We start from the raw sequence: 21,796 nt of genomic DNA, 5'->3' as shown, positions 1-21,796 counted from the left end.
AGTGACGTACGGTCGCAGCGTGATCGAACCGCACGCGCCCGCCCCACCCGGCACACCGCCGCCCTGGGGAGGCCCCGCGCGGCTTCCGGTCCGGCCCGGCACCGGCCGGTTCCTGGTCCTCGCGGGCGTCTTCGTCTGCGCGGCCTGCGGACTGGTGTACGAACTCGAACTCGTCGCCCTCGCCGCGTACTTGATGGGCGACTCCGTCACCCAGGCCTCCGTCGTGCTGTCCGTCATGGTGTTCGCGATGGGCATCGGCTCCCTCGCCGCGAAACGCCTGCGCCCGCACGCCGCGGCCGGCTTCGGCGCCATCGAGGCCCTCCTCGCCCTCGTCGGCGGCTGCAGCGCGCTCGCCCTGTACGCCGTCTTCGCCTGGACCGGTGACTGGGGCGGCATGTGGGCCAATGGTCCGCGCGCCCTCCTCGTCGCCTTCTCCCTCACCATCGGCCTGCTCATCGGCGCCGAGGTCCCCCTGCTGATGGAGCTCATCCAGCGCATCCGCCGCCAGGACGCGGGCGGCGCGGTCGCCGACCTCTTCGCCGCGGACTACGTCGGCGCCCTGGTCGGCGGCCTCGCCTTCCCCTTCCTCCTCCTGCCCCTGCTGGGCCAGCTGACCTCCGCCCTGATCACCGGCGCCGTCAACGCCGTCGTGGGCGGCGCGCTCGTCCTCGGCCTGTTCCGGCGCGACCTCACCCGCCGCGCCCGCTGGCTGCTGGTGATCGCCAACGTCACCGTGCTCGGCGTCCTCGCCTCCGCCGCCGTACTCGTCGACGACTTCGAACGCGCCGCGCGGCACGCGGTGTACGGACAGGACGTACGCGTCGCCCTCCAGACCGGGATCCAGGAGGTCGTCATCGCCGGCGGCACCGACGGCCGCCCCCTCGACCTCTTCCTCGACGGACGGCTGCGGGTCAGCGGCCGTGAGGCCCGCCGCTACCACGAGGCGCTGGTCCACCCCGCGATGAGCGGCGAGCACACCCGCGTACTGATCCTCGGCGGCGGCGACGGACTCGCGGCGCGCGAGGTGCTGCGCCATCCCGGGGTGCACCGGGTCGATGTCGTCGAGGTCGACCCCGGCGTGGTGCGGCTGGCCCGCCACGACCCTCCGCTGTCCCGGCTGAACGGGCGTGTGTACGACGACGAGCGCGTCCATGTCATGACGGACGACGCGTTCGGCTGGCTGCGGGCGGTGCCGCCGGACACGTACGACGTCGTCATCTCGGACCTGCCCGACCCCGGCATCACCGCCAGCACCAAGCTGTACTCCCAGGAGTTCTACGGCCTCGCCCGCCGCGCCCTGACACCGGATGGCATCCTCGCCGTGCACGCCGGGCCGGTCTCCTCGCGCCCCCGTGTCTTCTGGACCGTCGACACGACCCTCCGCGCGGCGGGCCTGCGCACCGCGCCCTACCGCGTCCAGGGCCGCGGCTCCGGCTTCACGGCCGGCCCCGACCGCTCGACCGGACCGACCCTGGCCCCCCAGGACTGGGGATTCATCCTGGCGGGGCGGGAGGAGCGGCCCGCGCTGCGGCTCTCGGCGGAGGAGGGGGCGCCCCGGCCGGCGACGCTGACGGAGGAGGGGCTGATCGCGGACTCGTGGGCGCTGGAGGGGAGGCGGATGGTGGGGCTGGGGGCTTCGACGCTGGTGCATCCGCGGTACTGAGGGGGACCGGTGGGGGAGGGTACGCCCGGCAGGCGGGTGTCCGGTGAGAATCCCGGGATGTGTGGGTGCGGTTCTCGCCATGCTGGGTAGGCTCGATCGGCATGGAGCATGAGGTGTTCGTTCCGGTTGCGGCGGAGCAGCTCAGGGAGGTGCTGGCCGATCCCGTACGGGTCGCCCGGGCGGTCCCCGGGCTCCAGCAGGACGCCGGGGCCGAGCCCATCGCCGGACGGCTGAAGGTACGCGTCGGCGGCCACACCATCACCTATCGGGGTGCTGTGCGGGTGACCGCGCGGGAGGACGGTACGTACGCCGTCGAGGGCGACGCGACCGAGGCTCGCGGGAGCGGGTCCGTGAAGCTGACGCTCACCCTGCGTGTCGTGGCGGCCGAGGGCGGGTCCACGGTGGGGTTCGAGGGGACCGCGTCGGCGGACGGGCGGATCGCGGAATTCGATGCGGAGGCTGTGGGGGCGGCTGTTGTTCGGCTGCTGAATCGGTTCGGGGGGCAGTTGGGGGTTGTTGCGAGGGAGGCGGAGGCGGGGGCGGACTCGGGTTCGGACTCTGGCTCTGACTCTGGTTCTGATTCGGTGGAGGCTGTGGAGGAGGCGCTGGCGCCCGGGGAGTTCGAGACGCGGGTGACCAGTGACTTCGAGACGACGCCGGACGCGGACGACGCGGCGGTGCCGGGGGACTCGGAGCCGGCGCCCCGGGCGCGGGAGGGTGCGGGTGGGGAGGAGCCGCCTGTCGCCGAGGCCGCGCATGCCCGGCGGACGATGATCGGGCGCAGCGCGGAGGAAGTGGACCATGCGCCGCCTCGGGGGCGGTATGCGCCTGTTCCGGCGCCGCAGACGGTGGCGCCGAACTCGACGTTGCGGTGGGCTGCGCCCGCGGCGGCGTTGGTGGTGGCTTCGGCGATCGTGGTGGGGCGGATGCTGCGGCGGCGGCGCTGAGTTTTTTTCTCGCCCCCGCCGCCCCTACCCGTCCCATCCCGGGGGCTGCGCCCCCGGACCCCCGCTGCCGGCCCTGAACGGGCCTTGTCCTCAAACGCCGGACGGGCTGAAAGATCGCGGGCCGGCGCTGAGGGGTGTGGCCTTCTGGGGGCATGGGCGTCCCAGTAGGGTCTTCCCGTGAGTAACGAACACATCACGCTGACCGCGGGTGACGCGGAGGTGGACGTGCTGCCGGGGAACGGTGGGCGGGTCGGGGGGCTTCGCGTCGGGGGGACGGAGTTGTTGCGGCAGGGGGAGCGGTTCGGGTGTTTCCCGATGGTTCCCTGGTGCGGGCGGATCCGGGACGGGCGGTTCCTCGATGGGGCCGAGGTGCGGCAGATGCCGCTCAACGCGCCGCCGAACGCCATCCACGGCACCGCCCGCGACGGCGCCTGGAAGGTCGCCCGGGTCACCGGGGACGAGGCCGTCATCACGTACGACCTGGTCGAGCCGTGGCCGTATGCCGGTCGTGTCACGCATGTCGTCGCGCTCACTCCGGACAGTCTCACGCTCACCATGTCCGTCGAGACGCACGGGGCGTCCTTCCCGGCCCAGATCGGCTGGCACCCCTGGTTCAACCGCAGCCTGGGCGACGGCGGTGAGGATGTGCGGCTGGACTTCGCTCCCGCGTGGCAGGAGGAGCGGGGGGACGATCATCTGCCGACCGGCAACCGGATCGAGCCGAAGCCGGGGCCCTGGGACGACTGTTTCGGGATGCCCGGCGGTGTCGACGTCACGCTCACCTGGCCGGAGCGGCTGGAGCTGAAGGTGAGCAGCCGGGAGGAGTGGGTCGTCGTGTACGACGAGCAGGACGCCGCCGTGTGCGTCGAGCCGCAGACCGGCCCGCCCAACGGGCTCAACACCATGCCCCGCCTGGTCACGCCCCTGGAGCCGCTGGAGGCCACGACCCTCTGGAGCTGGCGCCGCCTCTAAGCTGGGCGGCATGACTGACGTACGTGGCGAGCTGTTGCAGCAGATCAAGGACAAGGCCGTGGTGCACGGCAAGGTGACCCTGTCGTCGGGGCTGGAGGCCGACTACTACGTCGACCTTCGCCGCGTCACCCTTGACGGGGAGGCCGCTCCGCTCGTCGGGCAGGTGCTGCTCGATCTGACGGCGGAGCTGGAGTTCGACGCGGTGGGCGGGCTGACCATGGGGGCCGACCCTGTCGCCGGTGCCATGCTGCATGCCGCCGCCGCGCGCGGTAAGCGGCTGGACGCCTTCGTGGTGCGCAAGGCCGCCAAGGCGCACGGCATGCAGCGCCGGGTCGAGGGGCCGGACATCGCGGGGCGGCGCGTGCTCGTCGTCGAGGACACCTCCACCACCGGGGGTTCGCCGCTCACCGCCGTCGAGGCCGTGCGGGAGGCAGGTGCCGAGGTCGTCGGGGTCGCGACGATCGTCGACCGGGCCACCGGCGCCGCCGAGAAGATCCAGGAAGGCGCGGGAGTGCCGTACCTGTTCGCGTACTCCAAGGACGAGCTGGGCCTGGACTGAGACGGCGCTCGGAGCATCCCGGTTCGTCTGGAAAGATGGGGCCGACGACGACGTCACACACCCCCCAAGGTCTAGGTCAGGGCCGTAAGAAACAAGCAGTAACGCTGCACGTCAACCCGCACACTCCAAGGAGCGGACAGATGCCCATCGCAACCCCCGAGGTCTACAACGAGATGCTCGACCGGGCGAAGGCAGGCAAGTTCGCCTACCCGGCCATCAATGTGACCTCGTCCCAGACCCTGCACGCGGCCCTGCGCGGCTTCGCGGAGGCGGAGAGCGACGGCATCATCCAGATCTCCACGGGTGGTGCGGAGTTCCTCGGCGGCCAGCACAGCAAGGACATGGTGACCGGCGCCGTCGCCCTGGCCGAGTTCGCGCACATCGTCGCCAAGAAGTACGACATCACCGTCGCCCTGCACACCGACCACTGCCCGAAGGACAAGCTCGACGGGTACGTACGTCCGCTGCTCGCCGTGTCCGAGGAGCGGGTCGCGCGCGGTGAGAACCCGCTCTTCCAGTCGCACATGTGGGACGGCTCGGCCGAGACCCTCGCCGACAACCTCTCCATCGCGCAGGAGCTCCTTGAGCGCGCCCGCGCCGCGAAGATCATCCTTGAGGTCGAGATCACTCCGACCGGCGGCGAGGAGGACGGCGTCTCGCACGAGATCAACGACTCGCTGTACACGACCGTCGATGACGCGATTCGTACCGTCGAGGCCCTGGGCCTTGGCGAGAAGGGGCGCTACCTGCTCGCCGCCTCCTTCGGCAACGTCCACGGTGTGTACAAGCCGGGCAACGTCGTGCTCCGCCCCGAGCTGCTCAAGGAGCTCAACGAGGGCGTGGGCGCCAAGTACGGCAAGGCGTCCCCGTTCGACTTCGTCTTCCACGGCGGCTCCGGCTCCTCCGAGCAGGAGATCGCGACCGCGCTGGAGAACGGCGTCGTCAAGATGAACATCGACACCGACACCCAGTACGCCTTCACGCGTCCGGTGGCGGCCCACATGTTCCAGAACTACGACGGTGTCCTCAAGGTCGACGGCGAGGTCGGCAACAAGAAGACTTACGACCCGCGCACCTGGGGCAAGCTCGCCGAGGCGAGCATGGCCGCGCGTGTGACGGAGGCCTGCGGCAACCTGCGTTCCACGGGTACGAAGATCAAGTAGAGCGAGATCCACGACGAGCCCGGTGCTACGGCACCGGGCTCGTTGTATATGTGGGTCATGCCCGATGTCAGGTTGGCCTCGCCGCAAGGCAAGTGGATCCTGCTCACCACCGTCCTCGGCTCCAGCATGGCGATGCTGGACTCGACCGTCGTCAATGTCGCCCTCCCCCGGATCGGCGAGGACCTCGACGCCGACCTGGCGGCGCTCCAGTGGACCGTCAACGCGTACATGCTGACGCTGGCCGGGCTGATCCTGCTCGGCGGTTCGCTGGGGGACCGGTACGGGCGGCGCAAGATCTTCGTGGTGGGTGTGGTGTGGTTCGCCGTGGCCTCCCTGCTCTGCGGCCTCGCGCCGAACGTCGGCGTGCTGATCGCCGCACGGGCCCTGCAAGGAATCGGCGGCGCGCTGCTGACGCCCGGCTCCCTGGCCCTGATCCAGGCGTCCTTCCATCCCGACGACCGGGCCCGGGCGGTCGGTCTGTGGTCCGGGTTCGGGGGCATCGGGGCCGCAGTGGGCCCGTTCCTGGGCGGCTGGCTGGTGGACGGGCCGGGCTGGCGCTGGGTGTTCCTCCTCAACGTCCCGCTGGCGCTGCTGTGCGCGCCGATCGCCGTACGGCACGTCCCCGAGTCCGGCGACGGAACGAAGCACGGCCGGTTCGACGTGCTCGGCGCGTTCCTCGGCGCCGCGGCCCTCGCCCTGGTGACCTATGCGCTGATCGAGGCGCGGGACGGCTCGCTGCTCGTGGTCCTCAGCGCGGTCGGCGGTGTCGCGGCCGGGGTCGCCTTCGTGTACGTCGAGCGTCGCCGCCCCGACCCGATGATGCCGCTGGACATCTTCGGATCCCGCCAGTTCACAGCCGTCAACCTCGTCACGCTCTGCGTCTACGCGGCCTTCGGCGGCTTCTTCTTCCTCGCCGCCCTCCAGCTCCAGGTCGTGGCCGGCTACTCGGCCCTCGGCGCCGGTACGGCGCTGCTGCCGACGACCGCCCTGATGCTGCTGTTCTCGGCCCGCTCGGGTGCCCTCGCCGACCGGATCGGCCCGCGCATCCCGCTGACGGTCGGCCCACTGCTGTGCGCGGCCGGGATGCTGCTGATGCTGCGGGTCGGCCCCGACGCCTCCTACCTCGCCGACGTCCTCCCCGCCCTGCTGATCCTCGGCCTCGGCATGGTCACCCTGGTGGCGCCCCTGACGGCGACGGTCCTCGCCTCCGTCGACACCGCCCGCGCGGGGCTGGCCAGCGGCGTCAACAACGCGGCGGCGCGGGCGGCGGGGCTGGTGGCGGTGGCCGCGCTGCCGCTGCTGGCCGGGATGGGCGAGGAGGCGTATCGGTCGGCCGGGGCCTTCGACGACGCGTTCGGGCGGGCGATGGTGATCTGTGCGGGAGTGCTGGTGGTGGGGGCGGGGGTCGCCTTCGCGACGGTGCGGCCGCTGCCGCCGGGGTGCCGGCGTCCGGAGTGCCTGCATCACGGGAGTGTGATGGCGCCGCCGTTGGAGGGGGAGCGGAGCCGGGGGCGGTTGGGGTAGGGGGGTGGGTGCGGGCCGTACGGGTTTCGCCCCCGCCGCCCTTACCAGCTGAAAGATCCAGCCCCGCCGTCGGCACCTGAAACTCAGGCCGTCGCCCCCCCGGACCCGGCCACCACCCCGCCGTACCCACCCCATGGGCCAGACTGGACCCCATGGCCATTCACGAAGACCTTCTCGGGGGCCCGCCCCCGACCCACCTCCCCGACGACCCCGAGCCGCGTGAGCTGCTCGCCGGTGGCACCGCTCCCGCGGACGTCGCCGCGAAGTACCCGACCTCCTCCCTGGCCTGGGCCCAGCTGGCCGACGAGGCCTTCGAGCGGGGCAGCGTCGTGGAGTCGTACGCCTATGCCCGTACGGGCTACCACCGCGGTCTGGACGCGCTGCGCAGGAGCGGCTGGAAGGGCCACGGCCCCGTCCCCTGGGAGCACGAGCCCAACCGCGGCTTCCTGCGCGCCCTGCACGCCCTCGCCCGGGCCGCCGGATCCATCGGCGAGCAGGAGGAGTACGAGCGCTGCAGCCAGTTCCTGAAGGACTCCTCGCCGACGGCGGCCCAGACCCTGGGCTAGCCCGCAGCACCCTCGCGAGGCCCGCCGATGTGACCAGGCGGGCCTTGCGCCGTCCCGGGTGATACCTGAGGATGCCGGGTGGGGACCGGGGCCCCTTTGTCGATAACGGCAGGGCGGACCGCTACCCGGAGTTACACAGGAGACAGCAATGTCCCACCAGGCTCATCAGCCCGTGGATATGTCCACGGAGGCGCAGGAGCCCGAGACCCCGCATCTCGACTTCGCCGGTACGACGCCCTACGAGGACTACGTCAAGGCGGATGTGCTCACCCACCTCCAGCACACCCTCTCCGACGATCCCGGAGAGATGGTCTTCCTGGTCACGACCCAGGTGATGGAGCTGTGGTTCACGGTCATCGTGCATGAGTGGGAGACCGCCGCGCATGCCCTGCGCGAGGACCGGCCGGGCGTGGCGATCGACGCCCTGAAGCGTTCCGTACGGGAACTGGACGCCCTGAACGCCTCCTGGAAGCCGCTCGGCCAGCTCACCCCGGCCCAGTTCAACGCGTACCGCAGCGCCCTCGGCGAGGGCTCCGGCTTCCAGTCGGCGATGTACCGCCGGATGGAGTTCCTGCTCGCCGAGAAGTCCGCGTCGATGCTCGTCCCGCACCGCGGCGCCCCCCGCGTCCACGCGGAACTGGAGAAGGCCCTGCACGAGCCCAGCCTCTACGACGAGGTGCTCCGCTTCCTCGCCCGGCGCGGCTGCGCCATCCCCGAGGCCGTCCTCAAGCGTGACATCTCGCAGCGCTACGAGCCGTCCGACGAGGTCGAGGCCGCCTGGACCGCGATCTACGCGGGCGACCAGAACGCCGAACTCGCCCGCCTGGGCGAGGCGTTGACCGACGTCGCCGAGCTGGTGTGGCGCTGGCGCAACGACCATCTCGTCGCCACCCGGCGCGCGATGGGTGCCAAGGCCGGCACGGGCGGTTCCGCCGGGGTGGCCTGGCTGGAGAAGCGCGCGCGGAAGAACGTCTTCCCCGAGCTGTGGACGGCGAGGTCCCATGTCTGAGCTCGGCGAGAGGGCGGCCGCACTCGACGCCGCCGACGAACTGGCCGGCAGCCGCAAGCAGTTCGTGATCGAGGACGACGTCGTCTATCTCGACGGCAACTCGCTCGGCGCCCTGCCCGCGCATGTCCCCGGCCGCGTCGAGGACGTCGTACGCCGGCAGTGGGGCGAGCTGCGTATCCGCTCCTGGGAGGAGAGCGGCTGGTGGACCGCGCCCGAGCGGATCGGCGACCGGATCGCCCCGCTGGTCGGCGCGGCGGCGGGCCAGATCGTGGTCGGCGACTCGACAAGCGTCAATGTCTTCAAGGCGGTTGTGGCGGCGGCCCGGATGGCCGGGGAGGACCGTGACGAGATCCTCGTCGACGCGACCACCTTCCCCACCGACGGCTACATCGCCGAGTCGGCGGCCCGGATGACCGGCCGTACGCTGCGACCGGTGACCCCGGCGGACGTGCCGGGCGTGCTGAGCGACCGTACGGCCGCGGTGTTGCTGAACCACGTCGACTACCGCACCGGCAGACTGCACGACCTGCCGTCCCTCACCGCCGCCGTGCACGCGGCGGGCGCGCTCGCCGTCTGGGACCTGTGCCACAGCGCGGGCGCGCTGCCGGTCGGGCTCGACGAGCACGGCGTGGACCTGGCGGTCGGCTGCACCTACAAGTACCTCAATGGCGGCCCGGGTTCACCGGCGTACCTGTACGTGCGCCACGCCCACCAGGACCGCTTCGACTCCCCGCTCCCCGGCTGGAACTCGCACGCCGACCCCTTCGGCATGCGCGCCGACTTCGAACCGGCCCCCGGCGCCCTGCGCGGCCGCGTCGGCACCCCCGACATCCTCTCCATGCTCGCCCTGGAGGCGGCCCTGGAGGTCTGGGACGGTGTGTCGATCGAGGCGGTGCGGGCGAAATCGCTGGCGTTGACGGACTTCTTCCTGGAGTGCGTGGCGGCGTACGTGGGCGAGGGCCGCGTGGAGTCATTGACGCCGCCGGCCCACGAGCGGCGCGGCAGCCAGGTCGCGCTGCGGTGCCCGGACGCGGGGGACGTGATGAAGCGCCTCATCGAGCGAGGGGTCGTAGGCGACTTCCGACACCCTGATGTACTCCGGTTCGGTTTCACACCGCTGTATGTGGGGTTCGCGGATGTGGAGCGGGCAGGGCGGGTGTTGGGGGAGGTGTTGGGGTAGCGGCGGCGCTGATCCGGGGCGCGAAAGCGCCCTGGAGGGGCCCGGGGCTGTGTCGTATTTGCGGCTCCGCCGCGTGGGCGCGACCATCCACAACGTCGCCGCAGCCGCACGACGGGAAATCGTGGCACCCCCTGCGGCGACGCCACCCCACCGCCCCTCACCCCACATACACCCCCGCCACCGCAGCCGCATACGCCGCCCGCGCGGCCCGCTCCGCGGCGGGTTCACCGGGAACCTCCCCGGTCGTCAGCAACTGGTAGTAAAGCGGCGCCGACACAGCCCGTACGACCGCCCCCGCATCCGTCCCGACGGGCAACTCCCCCCGCGCCACCCCCTGTTCCACGCACGGCGCCCACTCCGCCACCCGCACCTCGTAGAACCGCCGCAGCGCCTGCGCCGTACGCGCGTCGCAGGTCGCGGCGGCGATGACGGCACGGAACAGCGCGCCCTGCCGCGGATCGGCGAGCGTGCGCCGCACCAGCGCCGCGTTGGCGCGCAGGTCACCCAGTACGGATCCGGTCTCCTCGCGCGGCAGCGACTGCTCGGCCATGTCGGCGAGCAGATCGGCCACCAGCCCCGTCACCGAGCCCCAGCGCCGGTACACGGTCGTCTTGCCGACCTCCGCGCGGCGGGCGACGTCCGCGAGATCGAGGCCGGCGAAACCCTCCTCCGCCAGTACATCCCCGGCCACCCGCAGCACGGCCGTACGGACACGCGCGGTACGCCCTCCGGGACGCACGGTGCCGGGTTCGGCGGACATATCGGCCTCCTTTCGGCCTCCTTGAAGTGCGACACCAGCGTAACGAAACGATAGAACCGTTTAACCCTCACCGAGCGTGACATCCACGTGTCCGCGCACGTGACGGGCCTGGTACCGTCCCCGCCAACGGCCGAACACGCGCCGAATCCGCACATGGTCCGCCATCCCGCCACCACGGTGCACTCGCTCAATTCTGTTTCGTCGCTGAGAGGTTGGAGCATGCCGGACGACGCCGCCGCTGCCCGGGACGCCGCCGAGGAGGAGTCGGCCTTCTCGCACCCGCCCGTCGATCCCGACGCCATCGCCTCCTACGGCGACCACCCCGACCAGGTGATCGACTTCTACGCGCCGCGCGGCGAGCGTGCGGCGAGCGGGGTTCCGGCTCCGCTGGTCGTCCTGCTGCACGGCGGGGCGTGGCGGGCCCCTTATGACCGGCGGCATGTCACGCCGTTCGCGGACTTCCTGGCGCGGCGGGGGTTCGCCGTGGCGAATGTGGAGTACCGGCGGGGGGCGGACGGGGGCGGCGTCGGCGTCGACGCGGTCGCCGGGCGTTGGCCGGACACCTTCGACGACGTCGCCGCGGCGGTGGACGCGCTGCCCGCCCTCGTACGGGAGGCGCTTCCGCAGGCCGATGCGCGCCGGATGCTGCTCACCGGCCACTCCGCCGGCGGCCACCTGGCCCTCTGGGCCGCGGCCCGCCATGTCCTCCCGGCGGACGCCCCCTGGCGCACCGGTCGGCCCGCGCCCCTGCGAGGTGTGGTCGCGCTCGCCCCGATCGCCGACTTCGCGGTCGCCGACAAGCTGGACGTCTGCGGGGGCGCGGCACGCCAACTCCTCGGTGACGGCGAGGAGTTCGCGGAGCGGCAGCCGTACACCGACCCCGCGTTCCTGCTCCCGACGGGCATCGCGACGACGCTCGTCCAGGGCCGGAGCGACATCGTGGTCCCGCCCGCGGTCGCCGAGTCGTACGCGGACGCGGCGGCGAAGGCGGGGGAGATGGTCGGCCTGACGCTGCTGGAGGACGTCGGCCATTTCCCGCTGATCGATCCGGCGGCGGACGCGTGTGCGGTGGTGGTGGAGGAGATCGCGCAGCTGGCGTGGTGAGGGAGGGGGTCCGGGGTCCGCCCTTCCCTTTCGGCCCACCTTTCCCTTCCGGACCGTCCTCCCTTCGGAGGCGTCCCCCTCATACCCGTAATACCTGAGAGCTACGTCGCAGATGAGCTCCCTGGCGTGACGCGGACGACGAGTCCGGATCCGTAACTTCCCATCCAGACAAGCCCGATGGCCGGGCGGACTGGAAGGGAAGACGACCATGGGGCGTACGACGGGGGCGGCGGCCGCGACGCCGGACGAGACGCCCGACACGACGGCCAAGGCGCGTAGGATCCGCGCCCCCCGTGCCTCCCGCTGGCGCCGAGCTCTCCTCGCCGCCCTCATCACCACCGCCGTGGTGGCCCCTCTCTCCGGCGCCGCCCGCCCCGGAATACCGGCCCCGGCCCCTGCCCTCCTCCCCGCGCCGACCGCGGCGACGCTGGACCGGACATACGAGGCCAACCGTGCCAACGCCGCCGAGGCGTCCCGCATGGCCGAGGCCCACGGCGACCGGGACCGTGCCGTCGCGGACCGTGCGATGGCCGACCCGTCCCGCCGGTTCCTCACCTTCGACGGGCGCGGGTCCGGCCTCGCCACGGAGGTCTTCGGCGACCTGGCCCACGCCGACCGGGTCGCGGTCCTGGTCCCGGGTTCCGACACCTCCATCGACACCTACGACCGCTTCCGCGACGCCGCCCGCGCCCTGCACGTGCGGCTCACCCGGGAGGCCCCGAAGGGCACGGGTACCGCGGTGGTGGCCTGGCTCGGCTATGAGACGCCGGGCACGGTCAGCACCACGGTCACGACGACGGGCCGGGCCGACCAGGCGGCCCCGAAGCTGCGGGAGTTCATACGGCAGCTGCGCGCCCTCACCGGCCGGGACGCCCATGTCTCGCTCCTCTGCCACTCCTACGGCTCGGTGGTGTGCGGTCGCGCCGCCTCCGGCCTGGACGTGGACGACCTGGCCCTGGTCGGCAGCCCGGGCACCGGCGTGGACACGGCGGGTGCCCTGCACACCCCGGCCCGCGTCTGGGCGGCCCGCGGCGGCGACGACTGGGTGGCCGAGGTCCCGCACATCCGCCTCGACCTGTTCGGGACGACCGTCGGGTTCGGCACCGACCCGCTCTCCCCGTCCTTCGGCGCCCGTGTCTTCGCGGCGGGCGACGGCGGCCACAGCGACTACTTCCGGCCGGGGTCGACGTCCCTGGCCAACCTGACCCGGATCGTCCTGGGCGAGACCTCGGAGGTGTCCCATGACTGAGTCGACGACGGCCGCGCGTCTGCGCGGCGCGTGGAAGGGCGTCCACCGAGGCATCCACCGGGGCGCCGCCCAGGTCGACACCGCCACCCCGGCCGACCGGGACCGGGCCGTCGACGCGCTGCGGGCCTTCGCCATCCTCGGCGTCGTCCTCGGCCACTGGCTGGTCACGGCCCTGGTGGCGGACGGCGGCGGCACGGGCCTGCACACCGCGAGCCCGCTCCAGCACCTGCCCTGGCTGGCCCCGATCTCCTGGGTCTTCCAGACCCTCGCCGTGTTCTTCCTGGTCGGCGGGCATGTGGCGACCCGCGGCTACACCTCGGCCCGGGCGCGTGGCACGACGTACGGGCAGTGGCTGAGGTCCCGGCTTTCCCGCCTGTTCAAACCGGTGGCGGCGGTCCTGGTCCTGTGGACGGTGGCATCGGTGCTGCTGCTTCTGTCGGGCACGGACGTCGACACCGTCCACACCCTGTGCAAACTCGCGCTGTCCCCGCTGTGGTTCCTCCTGGTCTTCGCGGCACTGACGGCGGCGACACCGCTGCTGCGCCGCCTCAACCCGCTCTGGCCCCTGGCCGTCGTCCTCCATGTGGACCTTCTCCGCTTCGGACTGGGCGGCCCCGACTGGCTCGGCTGGGTGAACCTGGCGGCGGGCTGGCTGGTGCCGTTCACCCTGGGCGCGGCCTGGACCCGGGGCGAGCTGGAGCGCCGGCGCGCGGGCTGGATCCTGCTGACGGGCGGCGCGGCGGCGACGGCCGCGCTCATCGCCTGGGCGGGCTATCCGGCGTCCATGGTCGGCGTCCCCGGCGCCGGCATCTCCAACCTCAACCCACCGACGCTGGCCGCCGTCACCTTCGGCCTGGCGCAGTGCGGCCTGGCGCTGCTCCTGCGCGGACCGCTGCGCCGCGCGATGCGCCGGCCCCTGGCCTGGGCGGCGGTGGCGCTGCTCAACCTCTCCGCGATGACGATCTTCCTCTGGCACCAGACGGCCCTGATGGCCACCACGGCCACGGCCCTGACGGCAGGTCACCTCCCCGGCCTGCACACCGTCCCCGACGACCTCGGCTGGGTGGCGGCCCGGCTGGCCTGGCTGCCCCTGTTCACCCTCGTCCTGGCCCTGTGCTGGGCGGCCTTTCGCCACTACGAACAGGGCCCGCGCCGTCGGTCCGGCCGCCGCTCCACCGTCGTCCGGTCCCATGCCGCCTCTCCCGGCACCGAAGCGGAGGTACGCCACCATGTCTAGGGTTGGTCCCGTGACGGAGACGGGGAGCCGGCACGCGTTCATGAGCCGCGTGCGGCGCTGGCTGAGGGTGCTGCGCGACGACCTGTGGACCTTCAGGGCGGACCCGCTGCCGCCCTCCGTGTGGCTGCGCTGGCTGCCGCACGGCGTGCTGTGCCTGGCCGCGCTCGGCATCCTGATCGGCGACGTGGCACAGCTCATGGACAACGGACGGCTGGCCTTCGGACTGGCCTTCCCGGTCGCGATCGCACAGGGCGGCGCGGTGGTGCTCGCCCTGAGGCGGCCGATCCCGGCCTGGTGGCTGTCACTGACGGCCACGGTGATCTCGGCGCTCGCGGTGCGGCTGAAGCTGCTGTCCGGTGACGCGCACGACTTCACCTGGCCGTGGACGGCAGCCGGGCTCATCGCGCAGCTGCTGGTGCTGCTGCTGCTCTCACTGCGGGTGCCCACTCGGGTGTCCGCCGAGGCACTGGGCCTGACCCTGCTGGTCACGTATTTCTTCCAGGGACTGCTGGGCGCGCCGGACTACACGAGCACCGGCGTGGCCGCCGGGTCGCTGTTCGCGGTGGCCGTGGTGCTCGGCATGGCGCTGCGCGGCCGCAGGGAGGCCCGCACCCAGCTCGTCGAGCAGGAGACGCTCACCGCCGAGGAGCGGGCCCGGCGCACCGTGCTGGAGGAGCGCAGCCGCATCGCCCGCGAACTGCACGATGTGGTGGCCCACCACATGTCCGTCATCTCCATCCAGGCCCAGGTGGCCCCGCACCTGGTGGAGAACCCCTCCGACGAGCTGAGGGAGAACCTCGCCGGCATCCGGCAGAACGCCTTGGACGCCCTCACCGAACTGCGCCGCGTGCTGGGCGTCCTGCGCTCCGAGGCCCCCGACGGCATGGACGGCGCCTACGGGCTCGGCGAGCCCGGCACCGGTCTCGCCCCCGACGCCCCCCAGCCCGTGCTCGACCGGCTCGACGCCCTCATCGAGAACACCCGGGCCGCCGGACTGGACGTCGTCACCGACATCAGCGGCACGGCGCCCCCGTACCCGACGGGGGTGGAGCTGTCCGCGTACCGCATCATCCAGGAGGCGCTCAGCAACGCCCTTCGGCATGCGCCGGGGTCGACGGTGCGCGTCGAGGTCTCCCATGACTTCCACGGTCTGCATCTGGGCGTCGTCAACTCCCGTCCGCAGCGACCGGTTCCGCCCTCCGCCGGTGCGGGACACGGACTGCTCGGTATGCGCGAGCGAGCCGCGATGCTGGGCGGGCACGTCACCGCGGCCCCGACGCAGCAAGGCGGTTTCGCGGTCTCGGCCTTCCTCCCACGGGGCGACGCCCCGCCCGCTCGCCCATCCCCGACAGGAGAACCGACCCCATGACGAGCAGCCCCATCCGCGTGGTCATCGCGGACGACCAGCAGATGGTCCGGCAGGGATTCTCCGTGCTGCTCAACACCAAGCCCGACATCGACGTGGTCGGCCAGGCCGTCGACGGCCTGGACGCGATCGAGAAGGTCGCCGAGCTCATGCCCGATGTCGTCCTGATGGACATCCGCATGCCCGAGCTCGGCGGCATCGAGGCGACCCGCCGCATCACGACCACGACACCGCAGATCAAGGTGCTGGTGCTGACGACGTTCGACCTCGACGAGTACGTCTACGAGGCGCTGTGCGCGGGTGCCTCGGGGTTCCTCCTCAAGGACGCCTCCGCCGACCAGCTGGCGGAGGCGGTGCGCGTCGTGGCGGCCGGCGACGCCCTCCTCGCGCCCGCCGTCACCCGCCGTCTGATCGTGGAGTTCTCCCGGCTGAACAACCGTCCCCGCGCCCCGCTGAAGGACCGCGTCGGCGATCTCACCGAGCGCGAGACGGAGGTCCTCGCCCTGATCGCGCAGGGCCTGTCGAACGCGGAGATCGCCGAGCGCCTCGTCGTGGCCGAGCAGACGGTGAAGACGCATGTGGGCCGGATCCTGGTGAAGCTGGGGCTGCGGGACCGTACGCAGGCGGCGGTGTTCGCGTACGAGTCGGGGCTGGTGCGTCCCACCGGGTACTGAAAGGGGCGCGGGCCGCGCTCGACCAGCGGTGATACCTGTAGTACCTGAGATGGATCCGCCGGAACCCCTCTCACTGGGGACGACCGCGACACGGCCGGGCGCCTACCGTTCTGTACGTGACCGAGACGACTCAGATGCCGAGCCCGCCGCCGGGGGACCCGGCCAAGCCGCGCAGCCCGGAGTTCCGGCTGGCCGCGAACTCCTTGCAGGGGCTGCGGCAGGACCTGTTCCACGACGCCTTCGCGTACCGCCCGCTGCCGCTCAGGAGCGTCGACGGCCCGGTGACCCGGCGGCTGCCGGGCCGGCTGAGGGAGTACGCGGCCTGGCTGCCGCACGCGGTGATCGTCACGGCCGCCCTGTTCGCCGTGCTCATCGCCGCGACCATCAGCGACCGCATGGTCGTGGTGCTCGGCCCGATCACCGCGATCCCGATCCTGCTGACCATGGTCCGGCCGGTCGTAGCGTTCTGGGCGTCCATGGCCGCCACCCCGGTCAGTGTGCTGTTCGGCGGCTCGACGGGTGACTGGCCGTGGCCGCCCGCCGCCTTCATGGTCCATCTGACGGTGCTGACGGTCGTCGCGATACGCACCAGGCCGCGCACCGCGGCGTACATGTGGGCCGTCACCGGGGCATACGCCTTCCTGGCGGAGGCGGTGCTCGGCCGCGGCCCCTACTACGGCAGCAACGCCGGGCCGATGATGGTGATCTCCGCGCTGATCCTGCTGGTCGTCGCCGTCTGGCACACCCGCAAAGAGGCCCGCCAGGAGGTGACCGCGCAGCAGACGGTGACCGCGCACGAGCGTTCCCGGCGCACTCTGCTGGAGGAGCGCACCAACATCGCCCGCGAGCTGCATGATGTGGTGGCCCACCACATGTCGGTCGTCGCCATCCAGGCCGAGGCCGCCCCCTACCGGGTGGAGAACCCGCCGCCGGAGCTGGAGCGCGCCTTCGCCACCATCCGGGAGAACGCGGTGGCGGCGCTCACCGAACTGCGCCGCGTCCTGGGCGTCGTCCGCGCCGAGGACTACGAGGCGCCGGACGCCCCGCAGCCCACCCTCGCCGACCTGGACGGGCTGCTGGCGAACGTGCGGGACACGGGCCTGGCGGTGGAGAAGACGGTGACCGGGGCGGTGCGCGCCCTGCCGCAGGGCGTGGAGTTGTCGGCGTACCGGATAGTGCAGGAGGCGCTGAGCAACAGCCTGCGCCATGCGCCGGGCGCGACCGCCAAGGTGGAGATCGGCTATGTCCTCGGCGGTCTCGGCCTGCGCATAATCAACGGGCCGCCGCCCGCGTCGGCCCTGCTGAAGCCCTCGCCGGGCGCCGGGCACGGCATCACCGGCATGCGGGAGCGGGTCACCATGCTGAACGGCGAGATGACGGCCGGCGCGACGGACGAAGGTGGGTACGAGGTGACGGTGTTCCTGCCGGTGACGGCGACGACCGAGGACGGCTCATGACCATCCGCGTGCTGATCGCGGACGACCAGATGATGGTGCGCGAGGGTTTCTCGGTCCTGCTGAACGCGATGCCGGACATCGAGGTCGTCGGCGAGGCCGTCAACGGCCGCGAGGCGGTGGACCGGGTCCGTGAACTCGCCCCGGACGTTGTGCTGATGGACATCCGTATGCCGGAGCTGAACGGCATAGAGGCGACCCGTGAGATCGTCGCGGCCGACAGTGCGGCCAAGGTGCTGGTGCTGACCACGTTCGACCTCGACGAGTATGTGTATCAGGCGCTGCGCGCGGGAGCCTCCGGCTTTCTGCTCAAGGACGCCTCGGCACGGCAGCTCGCCGACGGGGTGAAGGTGGTGGCGGCCGGCGAGGCCCTGCTCGCCCCCTCCATCACCCGGCGGCTGATCACGGAGTTCTCCAAGCTGTCCGACTCCCCGCGCCTGATGCCGTCCGCGCACGCGGCGTACGGGGATCTGACCGAGCGGGAGACGGAGGTCCTGGTGCTGATCGCGCAGGGCCTGTCGAACTCGGAGATCGCCGAGCGGCTGGTGGTGGCCGAGTCGACGATCAAGACGCATGTCAGCCGGATCCTGGTGAAGCTGGGGCTGCGGGACCGTACACAGGCGGCCGTGTTCGCCTACGAGGCGCGGCTGGTCACACCGGGCTGAGCCGCCGGGGGCCGGAACAGGCCCGAGGCCCTACGGTGAGGAGCATGGAACAGCGCATCACTCTGATCACGCTGGGAGTCTCCGATCTGGCCCGTTCCAAGGCCTTCTACGAGGCGTTGGGCTGGCGCGGCCAGGAGGTCGCGGAGACCGTCTTCTTCCAGGCGGGCGGCCTGGGCCTGGTGCTGTGGGGCCGGGAGAAACTGGCCCGGGACGTCGGCTTGGAGCCCGGCCCGCCGCCGACCGCAGGCGGCTTCGGCGGCATCGCCCTCGCGCACAACGTCCGTTCGGAGGCGGAGGTCGACGCGCTCCTGGCGGCGGCGGAGGGCGCGGGCGGGACGATCACGAAACCGGCGGCGGTCAACGAGATCGGCTTCTACTCCAGCGCCTTCACCGACCCCGACGGCCACGCCTGGGAGATCGCCCACAACCCCGGCTTCCCGCTCGCCGAGGACGGCACGGTCACGCTCCCCGACTTCGGCGCGCCGTAGAGAACCAGGCCGCCCCTGGTCAGACCGCGCGCCCCGGGCTAGCGTCCGTTCATGGCAGCTTTCGATCCGTGGGACCCGGCGTTCCTCGCCGACCCGTACCCGGCCTACGCCGACCTGCGTGCCCGGGGTCGCGTGCACTACTACGAGCCCACGAACCAGTGGCTGGTCCCGCACCACGCGGATGTCTCGGCACTGCTGCGCGACCGGCGCCTGGGCCGGACGTATCAGCACCGTTTCACCCACGAGGACTTCGGCCGCACCGCGCCGCCGCCGGAGCACGAGCCGTTCCATGTCCTGAACGACCACGGGATGCTGGACCTCGAACCGCCGGACCACACGCGGATCCGCCGGCTGGTGTCGAAGGCGTTCACGCCGCGCACGGTGGAGCGGCTGCGGCCGTATGTGGACCGTTTGGCGGGGGAGCTGGTGTCCGGCCTGGTCGAGAAGGGCGGCGGCGACCTGCTGACGGACGTGGCCGAGCCGCTGCCGGTGGCGGTGATCGCGGAGATGCTGGGCATCCCGGCGTCGGACCGGGCCCCGCTCCGCCCGTGGTCGGCGGACATCTGCGGGATGTACGAGCTGAACCCGTCGAAGGAGACGGCGACCAAGGCGGTCCAGGCGTCGATCGAGTTCTCGGACTATCTCCGCGAGCTGATCGCGGCCCGCCGCAAGGAACCCGGCGACGACCTGATCTCCGGTCTGATCGCGGCGCACGACGAGGACGACCGCCTCACCGAGCAGGAGATGATCTCCACGGCGGTCCTCCTGCTCAACGCCGGCCATGAGGCTACGGTGAACGCCACGGTCAACGGCTGGTGGGCGCTGTTCCGCAACCCCGGCCAGCTTGCCGACCTGCGCGCCGACCACTCCCTGATCCCGACCGCGATCGAGGAGCTGATGCGCTACGACACCCCGCTCCAGCTCTTCGAACGCTGGGTCCTGGACGAGATCGAGATCGCCGGCACCACCGTCCCGCGCGGCGCGGAGATCGCCATGCTCTTCGGCTCCGCCAACCACGACCCCGACATCTTCGCGTCCCCCACCACCCTGGACCTCACCCGTGAGGACAACCCCCACATCTCCTTCAGCGCGGGCATCCACTACTGCATCGGCGCACCCCTGGCCCGTATCGAGCTGGCCGCGTCGATGAAGGCCCTGCTGGAGCAGGCCCCGACCCTGCGCCTGGCGGCGGAGCCGGAGCGCAAGCCGAACTTCGTGATCCGGGGGCTGGAAGGGCTTCAGGTGGAGGTGGCCTGAGAAGGCGGAGGCGGGCCCTGCGGCCGGAAGATCCGGTCAAGACCGTGCCGCAGGACCGCAGTCGCCGCCTCCGGGCCGCGCTGGCCCACCAGGATGGCGGTGCCGAGCCCCGCGGACAGCGCGAGCAGGCCGATCGCCTCCAGCCGCGGCTCGACACCGGGTCGTAGCAGGTCCGCGTCCCGCGCCTGCTGGAGCAGACCGGCCACGGCGTCCTCGGCGGCGTCGGGCTTGCTGATGAAGGGCTGGGCGGCCAGCGCGGGGTCGGTCACCGACAGGACGGCGTACGAGGTGTAGAGGTGGTGGAAGGTACGGCTCTCCGCGTCGACCGGCAGCGCGGCCATGAGCAGCGCCTCGATCGTCGCGCGGGGACCGGGACCGTCCCCGCCCTCGATGGCCCGTAGCCGTTCGGAGACCCGCCGCCCGAAGCGCTCGGCGAGCAGTTCCAGCCCGTAGAGCAGCAGCTTCTCCTTCGTCTCGAAGTAGTACTGGACCAGCCGGAGCGACACACCCGCCTCCGCCGCCACGTCCCGCATCCCCACGGCATGCAGCCCCCGCCGACCGGCGACGCGGACCAGCGCGTCCCCGATCTCGGTACGCCGCTGCGCGTGGTCCACCCGCCTGGGCATCGCCCGCTCCTCCACTCGTCGTCTGCCGCCGCCCGGCCCCTTTGATGATACGGCCGTACCATCATCATGGTACGTTCGTATCACGAAACCGAGCCCTGGGGAGGCGGCCATGCCCGAGACCACTGCCCGACCCCGACGCCGGCCCGACGTGGGCCGATACGTCAGCGACGCCTGGCGGGAGCGTCATTTCGCGGCCTGCGACGCCGTGTACGCCCTCGGGGCGCCGGTCGCGCGGGAGCAGGACGTGGAGACGTCCTTCGGCACCACACACGTCTACCGCTACGGCCCCGTGGGCCCGGCCGCCGGAGCGGACCGTACGCCGGTCGTGCTGGTCCATGGCGCGGGTTCGTGTTCGGCGATGTGGTACCCGAACACCTCCGCCCTCAGCGCCGACCGTCCCGTCTACGCCCTCGACACCCCGGGCGACCCCGGCCGTAGCGTCCAGCGCGAGGCCATCCACCAGCCGGAGCGCGCCGCGCGGTGGCTCGACGAGGCGATCGCCGGGCTCGGCCTGGACCGCGTCCATCTGGTCGGCATCTCCTACGGCGGCTGGCTCGCCCTGAACCAGGCACACCGCGCGCCCGCCCGACTGGCCTCGGTCACGCTGCTCGACCCCGGCGGCCTGGAGAAGGTGGGCCTGCGCTTCTTCGGCTGGCTCTTCGTGAGTCTTTTCGCGGCCGCCGCGCCGAAGAGGCTGCGCCCACGACTGGCGGCCTGGCTGGCACAACCGGTGCTCGTCATGCCGGAGCTGCTCACGATGACCAGAACGGGCGTCCGCGCCTACCGCATCCGCCGCCCCGCCCCGCTGCCCCTGTCCGACGCCGAACTCTCCACCATCCGCACCCCGCTCCACCTGGTTCTCGGCCAACGCAGCCTGCTCCTGCACCCGAAGCGGCAGTTGGAGCGCGTGCCTCGCCTGATCCCGGGCGCCCGCGCGGAGATCGTCACCGCCACCGGCCACGCACCGCAGATCGACCACGCGGATCAGGTCAACGACCGGATGCGCACGTTCATGGCATCCGTCGACTGAGGCCACTCGCGCTCAGTCCGCCCGACGCCCCGTCAGCCGAGCGAGCAACACAACCACCAGCCCCGGCACCGCGGCTCCACCCACGGCCACCAGCGGCAGTTCCACCAGAACCGCGACATAGTCGGTGCCCTCCCCCTCGAAGCCGCCACCCAGATGCCGGCGCGTACGGCCCGAGGACGCCCAGACGAACAAGGCCGCCACCGACCCCAGCGCCGACAGCACGCATCCGGCGCAGGTCAGGGTGTTGCGGCGGTCCTGTGCATCTCGTCGGCCCATGACCACAGGGGACGCGCATGGTTCCTT

Annotated in this window: 22 protein-coding genes; 19 read left to right on the top strand and 3 right to left on the bottom strand. The window is 72.2% G+C overall.

Features of this window, described 5'->3' with window-relative positions:
• Nucleotides 1-19 precede the first annotated feature (19 nt).
• From IE325_RS36075 to kynU, 9 genes are all read left to right on the top strand, one after another.
• A complete protein-coding gene (locus IE325_RS36075) occupies nt 20-1,663 on the top strand; it encodes a polyamine aminopropyltransferase (protein ID WP_190074368.1) in 1,644 nt (547 codons plus the stop codon).
• 101 nt (nt 1,664-1,764) lie between these two features.
• The gene (locus tag IE325_RS36070) at nt 1,765-2,610 is read left to right on the top strand and encodes an SRPBCC family protein (protein WP_190074367.1); all 846 of its coding nucleotides are present in this window, start codon (nt 1,765-1,767) and stop codon (nt 2,608-2,610) included.
• Nucleotides 2,611-2,787: 177 nt separating this feature from the next.
• Complete coding sequence (locus tag IE325_RS36065; RefSeq protein WP_190074366.1) at nt 2,788-3,582, top strand: aldose epimerase family protein; 795 nt, start codon at nt 2,788-2,790, stop codon at nt 3,580-3,582.
• Nucleotides 3,583-3,592: 10 nt separating this feature from the next.
• Nucleotides 3,593-4,141, top strand: coding sequence for an orotate phosphoribosyltransferase (gene pyrE / locus IE325_RS36060; RefSeq protein WP_190074365.1), 549 nt, complete (start codon nt 3,593-3,595; stop codon nt 4,139-4,141).
• Nucleotides 4,142-4,281: 140 nt separating this feature from the next.
• Nucleotides 4,282-5,304 (top strand): class II fructose-bisphosphate aldolase, encoded by a 1,023-nt coding sequence (gene fbaA, locus IE325_RS36055; protein WP_190074364.1) that lies wholly within the window; start codon nt 4,282-4,284, stop codon nt 5,302-5,304.
• A gap of 57 nt (nt 5,305-5,361) precedes the next feature.
• Nucleotides 5,362-6,828 (top strand): MFS transporter, encoded by a 1,467-nt coding sequence (locus IE325_RS36050; RefSeq protein ID WP_190074363.1) that lies wholly within the window; start codon nt 5,362-5,364, stop codon nt 6,826-6,828.
• 152 nt (nt 6,829-6,980) lie between these two features.
• Entirely contained in the window at nt 6,981-7,394 is a 414-nt protein-coding gene (locus IE325_RS36045) for a DUF3151 domain-containing protein (protein WP_190074362.1), read from the top strand.
• Nucleotides 7,395-7,542: 148 nt separating this feature from the next.
• Nucleotides 7,543-8,403, top strand: coding sequence for a tryptophan 2,3-dioxygenase family protein (locus IE325_RS36040; RefSeq protein WP_190074361.1), 861 nt, complete (start codon nt 7,543-7,545; stop codon nt 8,401-8,403).
• Nucleotides 8,396-9,583 carry a kynureninase gene (gene kynU / locus IE325_RS36035; protein WP_190074360.1) on the top strand — a complete coding sequence of 396 codons (1,188 nt, stop codon included), beginning with the start codon at nt 8,396-8,398 and terminating at the stop codon, nt 9,581-9,583. The genes IE325_RS36040 and kynU overlap by 8 nt, the downstream gene beginning before the upstream one ends.
• A 157-nt stretch (nt 9,584-9,740) precedes the next feature.
• Here kynU and IE325_RS36030 read toward each other — a convergent pair whose 3' ends face one another.
• A complete protein-coding gene (locus IE325_RS36030) occupies nt 9,741-10,343 on the bottom strand; it encodes a TetR/AcrR family transcriptional regulator (protein WP_190074359.1) in 603 nt (200 codons plus the stop codon).
• A gap of 219 nt (nt 10,344-10,562) precedes the next feature.
• Between IE325_RS36030 and IE325_RS36025 the strand changes: the two genes are divergently transcribed.
• From IE325_RS36025 to IE325_RS35985, 9 genes are all read left to right on the top strand, one after another.
• A complete protein-coding gene (locus IE325_RS36025; protein WP_190074358.1) occupies nt 10,563-11,447 on the top strand; it encodes an alpha/beta hydrolase family protein in 885 nt (294 codons plus the stop codon).
• A 208-nt stretch (nt 11,448-11,655) separates the two neighbouring features.
• Nucleotides 11,656-12,696: an alpha/beta hydrolase gene (locus IE325_RS36020; protein WP_190074357.1), complete on the top strand. Its 1,041-nt coding sequence runs from the start codon at nt 11,656-11,658 to the stop codon at nt 12,694-12,696.
• A complete protein-coding gene (locus IE325_RS36015) occupies nt 12,689-13,933 on the top strand; it encodes an acyltransferase family protein (protein ID WP_190074356.1) in 1,245 nt (414 codons plus the stop codon). The genes IE325_RS36020 and IE325_RS36015 overlap by 8 nt, the downstream gene beginning before the upstream one ends.
• Nucleotides 13,926-15,302, top strand: a complete 1,377-nt coding sequence (locus tag IE325_RS36010) for a sensor histidine kinase (protein WP_190074355.1) — start codon at nt 13,926-13,928, stop codon at nt 15,300-15,302. Before IE325_RS36015 ends, IE325_RS36010 begins: the two co-directional genes overlap by 8 nt.
• Entirely contained in the window at nt 15,299-15,973 is a 675-nt protein-coding gene (locus IE325_RS36005; RefSeq protein WP_190074354.1) for a response regulator, read from the top strand. Before IE325_RS36010 ends, IE325_RS36005 begins: the two co-directional genes overlap by 4 nt.
• Nucleotides 15,974-16,107: 134 nt before the next feature.
• Nucleotides 16,108-17,430, top strand: a complete 1,323-nt coding sequence (locus IE325_RS36000; RefSeq protein ID WP_190074463.1) for a sensor histidine kinase — start codon at nt 16,108-16,110, stop codon at nt 17,428-17,430.
• Nucleotides 17,427-18,092 (top strand): response regulator, encoded by a 666-nt coding sequence (locus tag IE325_RS35995; RefSeq protein WP_190074353.1) that lies wholly within the window; start codon nt 17,427-17,429, stop codon nt 18,090-18,092. The genes IE325_RS36000 and IE325_RS35995 overlap by 4 nt, the downstream gene beginning before the upstream one ends.
• A 44-nt stretch (nt 18,093-18,136) precedes the next feature.
• Entirely contained in the window at nt 18,137-18,580 is a 444-nt protein-coding gene (locus IE325_RS35990; RefSeq protein WP_190074352.1) for a VOC family protein, read from the top strand.
• 51 nt (nt 18,581-18,631) lie between these two features.
• Nucleotides 18,632-19,837, top strand: a complete 1,206-nt coding sequence (locus IE325_RS35985; protein ID WP_190074351.1) for a cytochrome P450 — start codon at nt 18,632-18,634, stop codon at nt 19,835-19,837.
• Here IE325_RS35985 and IE325_RS35980 read toward each other — a convergent pair.
• Nucleotides 19,819-20,463, bottom strand: coding sequence for a TetR/AcrR family transcriptional regulator (locus IE325_RS35980; RefSeq protein ID WP_190074350.1), 645 nt, complete (start codon nt 20,461-20,463; stop codon nt 19,819-19,821). The genes IE325_RS35985 and IE325_RS35980 overlap by 19 nt on opposite strands.
• Nucleotides 20,464-20,572: 109 nt before the next feature.
• On the opposite strand from IE325_RS35980, the gene IE325_RS35975 reads away from it, so the two are divergent.
• Entirely contained in the window at nt 20,573-21,493 is a 921-nt protein-coding gene (locus IE325_RS35975; protein ID WP_190074349.1) for an alpha/beta fold hydrolase, read from the top strand.
• Nucleotides 21,494-21,505: 12 nt separating this feature from the next.
• On the opposite strand, the gene IE325_RS35970 is transcribed toward IE325_RS35975, so the two are convergent.
• Nucleotides 21,506-21,769 carry a hypothetical protein gene (locus IE325_RS35970; RefSeq protein WP_190074348.1) on the bottom strand — a complete coding sequence of 88 codons (264 nt, stop codon included), beginning with the start codon at nt 21,767-21,769 and terminating at the stop codon, nt 21,506-21,508.
• Between the last annotated feature and the right edge of the window lie 27 nt (nt 21,770-21,796).

Origin of the sequence: Streptomyces lanatus, from assembly GCF_014655715.1 — a bacterium.
Taxonomy (GTDB): Bacteria; Actinomycetota; Actinomycetes; order Streptomycetales; family Streptomycetaceae; genus Streptomyces; species Streptomyces lanatus.
This window is presented reverse-complemented; position numbering and strand designations above follow the sequence as displayed.